General features: G+C 70.6%; 8 protein-coding genes. 3 read left to right on the top strand and 5 right to left on the bottom strand.

All coding sequences use genetic code 11. The annotated features are described in order from the left end of the window. Nucleotides 1-204: 204 nt before the first annotated feature. Complete coding sequence (fdhD, locus tag AC27IO_RS17290; protein ID WP_498739872.1) at nucleotides 205-1,101, top strand: formate dehydrogenase accessory sulfurtransferase FdhD; 897 nt, start codon at nucleotides 205-207, stop codon at nucleotides 1,099-1,101. 173 nt (nucleotides 1,102-1,274) lie between these two features. Continuing rightward, complete coding sequence (locus tag AC27IO_RS17285) at nucleotides 1,275-3,797, top strand: ABC transporter permease (RefSeq protein WP_284429320.1); 2,523 nt, start codon at nucleotides 1,275-1,277, stop codon at nucleotides 3,795-3,797. Between the two features lie 37 nt (nucleotides 3,798-3,834). On the opposite strand, the gene AC27IO_RS17280 is transcribed toward AC27IO_RS17285, so the two are convergent. The 5 genes from AC27IO_RS17280 to AC27IO_RS17260 all read right to left on the bottom strand — a co-directional run bounded on the left by AC27IO_RS17280 (nucleotide 3,835) and on the right by AC27IO_RS17260 (nucleotide 8,207). After that, a complete protein-coding gene (locus AC27IO_RS17280) occupies nucleotides 3,835-4,578 on the bottom strand; it encodes an amino acid ABC transporter ATP-binding protein (protein ID WP_284429319.1) in 744 nt (247 codons plus the stop codon). Further along, nucleotides 4,575-5,288: an amino acid ABC transporter permease gene (locus AC27IO_RS17275; protein ID WP_317356401.1), complete on the bottom strand. Its 714-nt coding sequence runs from the start codon at nucleotides 5,286-5,288 to the stop codon at nucleotides 4,575-4,577. The genes AC27IO_RS17280 and AC27IO_RS17275 overlap by 4 nt, the downstream gene beginning before the upstream one ends. 174 nt (nucleotides 5,289-5,462) lie before the next feature. Further along, nucleotides 5,463-6,164 carry an amino acid ABC transporter permease gene (locus AC27IO_RS17270; RefSeq protein WP_498739867.1) on the bottom strand — a complete coding sequence of 234 codons (702 nt, stop codon included), beginning with the start codon at nucleotides 6,162-6,164 and terminating at the stop codon, nucleotides 5,463-5,465. Between the two features lie 153 nt (nucleotides 6,165-6,317). After that, complete coding sequence (locus AC27IO_RS17265; RefSeq protein WP_284429316.1) at nucleotides 6,318-7,145, bottom strand: ABC transporter substrate-binding protein; 828 nt, start codon at nucleotides 7,143-7,145, stop codon at nucleotides 6,318-6,320. A 162-nt stretch (nucleotides 7,146-7,307) separates the two neighbouring features. Next, on the bottom strand, nucleotides 7,308-8,207 hold the full coding sequence (locus AC27IO_RS17260; protein ID WP_498739865.1) for a LysR family transcriptional regulator: 900 nt from the start codon (nucleotides 8,205-8,207) through the stop codon (nucleotides 7,308-7,310). A gap of 258 nt (nucleotides 8,208-8,465) precedes the next feature. Here AC27IO_RS17260 and AC27IO_RS17255 point away from each other — a divergent pair. Then, nucleotides 8,466-8,800 (top strand): MFS transporter (locus tag AC27IO_RS17255; protein ID WP_498739870.1); only part of this gene is annotated, 335 nt, incomplete at its 3' end.

Raw genomic sequence — 8,800 nt, 5'->3', positions numbered from 1 at the left:
GAACTGGACGATCCGCAGGGCGTCTCCATGCCGCGCCTGGCCAAGCACCTGGGGTTGCCCGGCAGCGCCGTGCTGCGCGGCTTGCACCTGCTGAGCGGCGCGGCCGTGGGCGGCCAGCCGGGCCCCGGCTGGGTGCGCGTGGCGCAGGACGACAGCCGCTGGCTGGCCTGGCTGACCGATGCCGGGCGGCAGCAGCTGGCGGGCATGGGAGGGGCGCAAGAATCTGCCGGCCCCGAGGGCCTGGACGACGAAGGCCGCCCCCTGCCCACGCCGCTGGCCGCCCGCAGCGTGCAGCGCCATCCCTGCCCGCCGGGTGCTGTGCCTGCCGTGTGGGAGGACGACGCGGTGGCCGCCGAAGTGCCGGTGGCCCTGGTGTTCAACGGCCTCTCGCACGCCGTGATGATGGCCACGCCCGCCGACCTGCATGCCTTCGCCCTCGGCTTCGCCCTGAGCGAGGGGATCATCGACCAGCCGGGCGACTGCCACGGCATCGAGGTGCATGCGCTGCAGGCGCCCGCCGGGGTCCCGGCCGGCACGGCCACCGCGTGCGAGGTGCGGGTGGACATCACGGCACGCTGCTTCGCGCGCCTGAAAGACAAGCGCCGCTCGCTCGCGGGCCGCACGGGTTGCGGCGTGTGCGGCATCGACAGCCTGCAGGCGCTGGACCTGGTGCCCGAACGCGTCACCGAGCGCGCCTGGGCCGGTGCGCTGCCTGCCGACGCGATATTGCGCGCCGTGGCCGCCATGCCCGCCCGGCAGTCGCTCAATGCCGCGGCCGGCGCCGTCCATGCCGCCGGCTGGGCCACGCCAGGCGGCGAGCTGACCGACCTGCTCGAAGACGTGGGCCGCCACAACGCCCTCGACAAGCTCATCGGCCAGTTGGCCGCGCAGGGTCGGCTGGGGGAGGACGGCTTCGTCGTCATGTCCAGCCGCGCCAGCTACGAACTGGTGCGCAAGTGCGCCCGGCTCGACATTCCCCTGCTGGCCGCCGTGTCGGCCCCCACCTCGCTGGCCATCGACCTGGCGCAGCAGGCCGGCATCACGCTGTGGGGGCTGTGCCGCCCGCCGCGGGCGGTGCGGTACGGGGGCGCGCAAGGGTAGGGCGAAGGGGAGTCATGGCGCCAGCCGGCAGCTACCGGTTTGGCAAGCTACTAGCCTTGCTCTGTCGAAGGTTTGGGTCAAATCCACCCTGGGCGCCGCGAAATTCCAAATCCCCCTCGCCCTGAGCCCCTTCCCACCCGAAGCCCAACCCATTTGCGCTAACGTCGCTCCCCATGAATCTGTCCTTCTTCCGAATTGGCTGGCGCACGCTGTGGCGCGATCTGCGGGCTGGCGAATTGCGCCTTCTCATCGTGGCGGTCACGCTGGCCGTGGCGGCCCTCACTTCGGTGGGGTTCTTTGCCGATCGGTTGCAGGGCGGGTTGCAGCGCGATGCGCTGCAGCTGCTGGGCGGCGATGTGGTGGTGGCCAGCGACAACCCCACGCCGGCGGCGTTCGTCGAACGGGCGAAGGCCGCGGGCCTGTCCACGGTCACGACGCTGGGCTTTCCCACCATGGGCCGCGCGAGCGATGCGCAGGGCGGCGCCAGCCGGCTGGTGGCGCTCAAAAGCGTGGAGCCGGGCTACCCGCTGCGTGGCAGCCTGCAGGTGGCGGATGCGCCCGGTGCACCCGCGCGGGCCACGCGCGACATTCCGGCGCCCGGCGAGGTGTGGGTGGATGCGCCGGTGCTGGGCTCGCTGGGCCTGCAGATGGGCGATTCGCTGCTGCTGGGCGACGCGCAGTTGCGCATTGCCCGCATCATCGCCATCGAGCCCGACCGGGGCGCGGGCTTCATGAGCTTCGCGCCGCGCGTCATGGTCAATGCGCTGGACCTGCCCGCCACCGGGCTGGTGCAGCCGGCCAGCCGGCTCACCTACCGCTTCGCCGTGGCGGGCGAGGCGCGGGCGGTCCAGCAGTTCGGCGACTGGGCGGCCGAGGCGGTGAAGGCGCCCGAGGTGCACGGCGTGCGCGTGGAGTCGCTGGACAGCGGCCGCCCCGAGATGCGCCAGACGCTGGACCGGGCGCAGAAATTCCTCAACCTCGTGGCGCTGCTCGCGGCGCTGCTGTCGGCCGTAGCCGTGGCGCTGGCGGCGCGCGGCTTTGCCAACGAACACCTCGATGCGGCCGCGCTGCTGCGCGTGCTGGGCCAGAGCCAGCGCACCATTGCGGGCGGTTACGTGGTCGAGTTCGCGCTGATCGGGCTGTTCGCCAGCGCGCTGGGTGTGCTGCTGGGCTACGCGGTGCACCACGTGTTCGTGCTGCTGCTGGCGGGGCTGGTGGAAACCGCGCTGCCCGCGCCCAGCCTGTGGCCGGTGGCGTTCGGCTTGGGGATGGGCCTCACGCTGATGTTCGCCTTCGGGCTGCCGCCGGTGCTGCAACTGTCGCAGGTGCCGCCGTTGCGCGTGATCCGGCGCGACCTGGGCGGCCTGAAACCCGCCTCGCTGGCGGTGCTGGGCGTGGGCGTGGCCGGGTTCGCCGCGCTGCTGCTGGCGGTCAGCAGCGACCTGAAGCTGGGACTGATCGCCGTGGGCGGTTTCGCGGGGGCGGTGCTGCTGTTCGCCGGGCTGGCCTGGGGCGCGGTGAAGCTGCTGCGCCGCAGCGTGAACGAGGCCACGGCCCCGCGCTGGCTGGTGCTGGCCACGCGGCAGATCTCGGCCCGGCCGGTGTATGCGGTGGTGCAGGTCAGCAGCCTCGCGGTGGGGCTGCTGGCGCTGGTGCTGCTGGTGCTGCTGCGCACCGACCTCATCAGCAGCTGGCAGCGCTCCACCCCGGCCGATGCGCCCAACCGCTTCGTGATCAACGTCATGCCCGACCAGTCGGAGGCTTTTCAGAAAGCGCTGCGCGACGGCGGCGTGTCGCAGTACGACTGGTACCCGATGATCCGCGGCCGGCTGGTGGCCATCAACGGGCGCGAGGTGGGCCCGGCCGACTACACCGACGACCGCGCCAAGCGCCTGGTGGACCGCGAGTTCAACCTGTCGAACGCCGAGCAGGCGCCCACCCACAACCCGGTGGTGGCCGGCCGATGGACGCCGGGCGAGAAGGATGCGGTGAGCGTGGAGGACGGCATCGCCGAGACGCTGGGCCTCAAGCTCGGCGACACGCTGCGCTTTGACATCGGCGGGGTGGTCAGCGAGGCGCGCATCACCAGCCTGCGCAAGGTGGACTGGGGCTCGCTGCGCGCCAACTTCTTCGTGATGTACACGGTGGGCCAGCTGCCGCCCGAACTGCCGGTGACCTACCTGGCGGCCTACCGCGCGCCGGCCACGCCGGGCTTCGACAACACGCTGGTGCGGGCGTTTCCCAACATCACCAACGTGGACATGAGCGCCACGCTGGCCCAGGTGCAGGGCGTGCTCGCGCAGGTGATCCGCGCGGTGGAGTTTCTCTTCGGCTTCACGCTGGCCGCAGGGCTGGTGGTGCTGTTCGCCGCCGTGACGGCCACGCGCGAGGAGCGGGCGCGCGAGTTCGCCATCATGCGGGCCGTGGGCGCGCGCGCCAGCCTGCTGCGCCAGGTGCAGCGGGCCGAACTGGCCGGCGTGGGGCTGCTGGCGGGCTTTCTTGCCAGCGGGGTGGCGGTGGCCGTGGGCTGGGCGCTGGCGCGCTACGTGTTCGACTTCGCCTGGACGGCCACGCCCTGGGTGCCGATCATCGGCGCACTGGCCGGGGCCGTGCTGGCGCTGGCCGCGGGCTGGTGGGGCCTGCGCGATGTGCTGCGCCGCCCGGTGGTGGAGACGCTGCGCCGCGCGGCGGAGTAGCGCAAAAGAGCCTGAACAACGCAGCGCAGCGGCGCTGCTATGCCGCCCGCGCGAACGGCGTGCGGATGTCCGACAGGAACTGCTGCGCTCGCGGGTGCTGCGGGCGGCCGAAGAAGTCGGCCGGCGTGGCGCGCTCCAGCACGCGGCCTTCGTCCATGAAGAGCACGCGGTCGGCCACTTCGCGGGCAAAGCCCATCTCGTGCGTTACGCAGACCATGGTCATGCCGCCCTCGGCCAGGTCGCGCATTGCCACCAGCACCTCGCCCACCATCTCGGGGTCCAGCGCGCTGGTGGGCTCGTCGAACAGCATCAGAGGCGGCTCCATGGCCAGGGCGCGGGCGATGGCCACGCGCTGCTGCTGGCCACCCGAGAGTTCGCTGGGCCAGGCCTGGGCCTTGTGCGCCAGGCCCACGCGGTCCAGCAGGGCCAGGGCCCGCTGCTCGGCCGCCTGGCGCGACAGGCCACGCAACTGGATGGGGGCCAGCGTGCAGTTGTGCAGCACCGACAGGTGTGGAAACAGGTTGAACTGCTGGAACACGAAGCCGATGCGCGAGCGCAGCGCGTTCACGTCCACGCCCGGCCCGTGGATGGGCTGCCCGTCGATCAGGATGCGCCCGCCCTGGATGGGTTCGAGCCGGTTGAGCGTGCGGATCAGCGTGGACTTGCCCGAGCCCGAAGGCCCGCACACCACGACCACCTCGCCCTGGGCGATGGTTTCGGTCACGTCCACCAGGGCGTGGTAGCTGCCGTACCACTTGTTCACGCCGTGCAGTTCGATCATGTCGTTCGGAGTCCGGAAGAAGAGGAGGGGGCCGCGCGCCGCGCCAGCCGGCGCTCCAGCGCGTAGGCCAGGCGCGACAGGCCGAAGCACAGCACGAAGTAGGTCAGGCCCAGGATGCCGAACACTTCGGCCGGCCGGATGAAGACCTGGGTGTTGATCTGCGTGGCGATGAAGGCCACCTCCGTGAGCCCGATGATGTAGCCCAGCGAGGTCTCCTTGATGGTGACGACGAACTGGTTCACCAGCGAAGGCAGCATGTTGCGCAGCGCCTGCGGCAGCACCACCCGGCGCATGGCGCGGGGGTACGACAGGCCCAGGGCGCGGGCGCATTCCATCTGCCCGCGCGGCAGGCCCCGGATGCCGGCGCGCACGATCTCGGCCAGGTAGGCCGCGTTGAACACCACGAGCGCGACCAGCATGGTGGTGAACTGGTCGGTCTTCACCCCCGTCACGCTGGGCAGGAAGAAATAGGCCCAGAACACCACCATCAGCAGCGGCGTGCCGCGCACCACGAAGACGACGGCCGTCACCGGCCAGCGCACCGAGCGCCACGGGCTCACGCGCGCCAGGCCGAACAGCACGCCCAGCGGCAGCGCCAGCAACAGGGCGCCCGCCGCCAGCAGCAGCGTGAGCGCCAGGCCGCCCAGCGGGCCGTTGGGGTACTGGCCGACCAGGAAGTACAGCCAGTAGGTATCGATCAGTTCCAGCATGTGTGCCTATCCGTTGTTCACTGCGCTGCGCATTACCTGCGGCGCATCAAACTGGCGCTGCCAAAGCCAGTGCCCCCGTGCAAGGGCCGCCCCGCCGCACTGGGGGCGTCCCCCCTCCCGACTCGCGCAGCGAGACGAGAGAGGGGGAAGGCGCGAAGCGACTCAGGGGGTGTTTCATCCAACCGTCCGCACGGGGTAGCGATGGTGGTACCAGCTCGCCAGGCCCGTGATGAGCAGCGACACCGTGAGGTAGGCGGCGCTCGCGAAGGCGAACGCCTCGATGCTGCGGAACGTGGCGCTTTCCACCTTGGCCGCCTGGTACATGAGTTCGGCCACGCCGATCACGGTAGCGATGGAGGTGTTCTTCCAGAGGTTCAGCGCCTGCGAAATGAGGGGCGGCACGGTCACGCGCAGCGCCTGCGGCAGTACCACGCGCCGCATGGTGGCGAGGAACCCCAGGCCCAGTGCGCGCCCCGCCTCCATCTGCACCGTGGGCACCGCGCGGATGCCGCTGCGGATGTCCTCGGCCATGAAAGCCGCGGTATACAGCGACAGCGCGACGACGGCCGCGGCCGCCTCGGCATGGCCGCTGTCGTACAGCCACTGCTTCGCGGCCTCGGGCAGCAGCTCGGGCGCGCCGAAGTACCAGAACAGCAGGTGCGCCAGCAGCGGCACGTTGCGCATGCCCTCCACGAAGGCGAAGCCAGCCCAGCGCAGGGGCCCCACCGGCGCCAGGCGCAGGAGCGCCACGACCAGGGCCAGGGGCAGGGCCAGCACCAGCGAGACGGCCAGCAGCTGCAGCGACAGCAGCAGGCCGCCCACCATCATGAGGTGGTACTTGCCGCTCAGCAGCAAGGAGTAGTCAAACAAGGGCATGCACGCCAGTCATTCGGAAAACGCCGCACGCGGGGCATGCGGGCGCGGCGGCCTGCCACCAGGGTGCTGGCAACGGCGCGGCCCGCATGCGCCAATGGCATGCCTGCCGCCCGCGCGCTGCCCCCGGCGGCCATGCCGCCATGGGTGCGTCCATCAGCCGTCGATCTTGTCCGATTCGAACTTGAAGGGGCGGGTGGTGAATTGGATCTTGGTGCCGGGGCCGTACCACTTGAAGAAGATCTTCTCGGCCTCGCCAGACTTTTCCAGCTCGCGCAGCGTGTCGTCCACAATGGATTTCACGGCGGTCTCGCCCTTCTTGATGCCCAGCGCCAGCGGCTCCACGCTCAGGTTGGTGGGCAGGATGGCGTAGTCCTTGTTGCGCGGGCCCAGCTTGCCGAAGTCGTCGATCAACGAGGATTCGTCGTTCACGTAGCCCACGCCCTTGCCCTGCTGCAGCGCGAGAAACGCCTGCTGCGTCGTCTCGAACGTCACCACCTCCACGGTGGGCACGGCCTTGCGCACGTTGGGCTCCTGCGTGCCGCCCTTGACCGTCACCACACGCTTGCCGGCCAGGTCCGCCACGTCCTGGATGCCGCTGGCCTTCTTGACCAGCACCTTCTGGCCGGTGACGAAGGTGGTCAGCGAGAAATCGATCTGCGCCTCGCGCTCCTTGTTGTGGGTGAGCGATGCGGCCAGGATGTCCACGTGGCCCTGCTGCAGTTCGGGAATGCGTGCGGCCACGGCCAGTTGCTTGAACACGGGCTTGACGCCGATCTTCCTGGCGATCGCCTTGCCCAGGTCCACGTCGTAGCCGATCAGCTCGCGCGTCTTGGGGTCGATGAAGCTGTTGGGTTCGTCGGTGCCCAGCACGCCGACGACCAGCTCGCCCTTCTTTTTGATGTCGGCCAGCTGGTCGGCGTGGGCCACGCCCGATACGGCGAACGCGGCGGCGACCAGGGATGCGATGAAGCGGATGCGCATGGTGTTCTTTCTCTCTCTCCGGTGGATGAAGCCCGAAGGCTATGCCTGCCGCGGCCCGGGATGAACGTCGCTTTTTTCATAATCAAACTCGCCGAACGCGCTTGGCACGGCGGCGGTTTCCGTGCGGCAGCCCGGCGCGCCCGGGATGCCCGGCACCCGGGGTCAATCCGGCGTGGGTGCGGGCGCCGCCTGGAACAGCCGCTCGCCGATGAAATCCACGAACGCCCGCACCTTGGGCGACAGCTGCCGGCTCGACGGCCACAGCGCCGAGAACTGCCCCGTGTGCACCAGGTGCGTGGCCAGCACCTGCCGCAGTTCGCCCCGCTCGATCGCATCCCGGGCCAGGAAGTCGGGCATGTACGCCACGCCCATGCCGGCGATGGCCGCACCACGCATGGCCTCCATGTTGTTGCACACCAGCTCGGTGGGCAGCGGCTGCGGCAGGTCGGGCAGCACCCAGTCGTGCAGCTTGCCGCCACTGGGAAAGCGAAAGATCAGGCAGGCGTGCTGCGCCAGATCGGCCGGCACCTGGGGCGTGCCGCGCCGCGCCAGGTACTGCGGCGAGGCCACCAGCACGAAGCGGAACGGCCCCAGCCGGCGCGCGACGAGGCCCGAGTCGGGCAGATCGCCGCTGCGGATGACCACGTCCAGGCCTTCCTCCACCACGTCCACCAGGCGGTCGTTGAAGTCCAGCTCCAGTTCCACGTCGGGGTAGAGGGCCTTGAACTCGGGCAGCACCGGCAGCAGAAAGCGATAGCCGATGACCGGCAGGCTCACCCGCAGGCGACCGCGCGGGGCCTGCACGGCCGCCTGCATCATCGCGCGGGCGTCCTGCAGCTCATCCAGGATGCGGCGGCAGCGCTCGTGAAAGAGCGCGCCCTCCTGCGTGAGGTGCACCTGGCGCGTGGTGCGCTGGAACAGCCGCAGGCCGAGCTGCTGCTCCAGCCGCGCGATGTTCTTGCCCACGGCCGAGGCCGAGATGCCGAGCGCGCGCCCGGCCTGCGCGAAGCTCGACAGATCGGCTGCGCGCACAAACGATTCGAGGCCGCTGAAGCTGTCCATGGTGGGTGAGAGTGGGGTGAATGGGTTCGGATTGCCAACCCAAGGTTGTTTGTCTGGGGATGTGGGGGCCTATTTTCATCGCATTGCATCGCTTTTATCGTTCATGGGCGTTGGTGGCCTGGGGTCGCCGGCGCCCTTGTCCACTGCCTGAAAGCCGCTGTCCCCGCCATGTCCTCGACCCAACATCCTGCCCGCGCCCCGAAGCCGGCATTCCCCGTGTCCCTTCAACTCCTGTCCGTGTGCCTGGCCGCGCTGGCCATGCCCTTGAGCTTCACCGGCCCGGCCGTGGCCCTGCCCGCGTTGCGCGATGCACTGGGCGGCAGCCCCGTGCAACTGGCCTGGGTCACCAACGCCTTCATGCTGAGCTTCGGCGCCACGCTGATGGCCTGCGGCGCGCTGGCCGATGCCTTTGGACGCAAGCGGGTCTTTCTGTGTGGCGTGGGCGTGGTGGCGCTCAGCGCGGTCGGGCTGGCGTGTGCCGGCGGCATCGTGGCCTTCAACCTGTGGCGGGCGCTGCAGGGCGTGGGCGCCGCAGCCGCGCTGGCCGGGGGCACGTCGGCCCTGGCGCAGGCCGTGCAGGGCCCGGCGCGCAC

The organism is Acidovorax sp. KNOB132, assembly GCF_057541515.1.
This window is presented reverse-complemented; position numbering and strand designations above follow the sequence as displayed.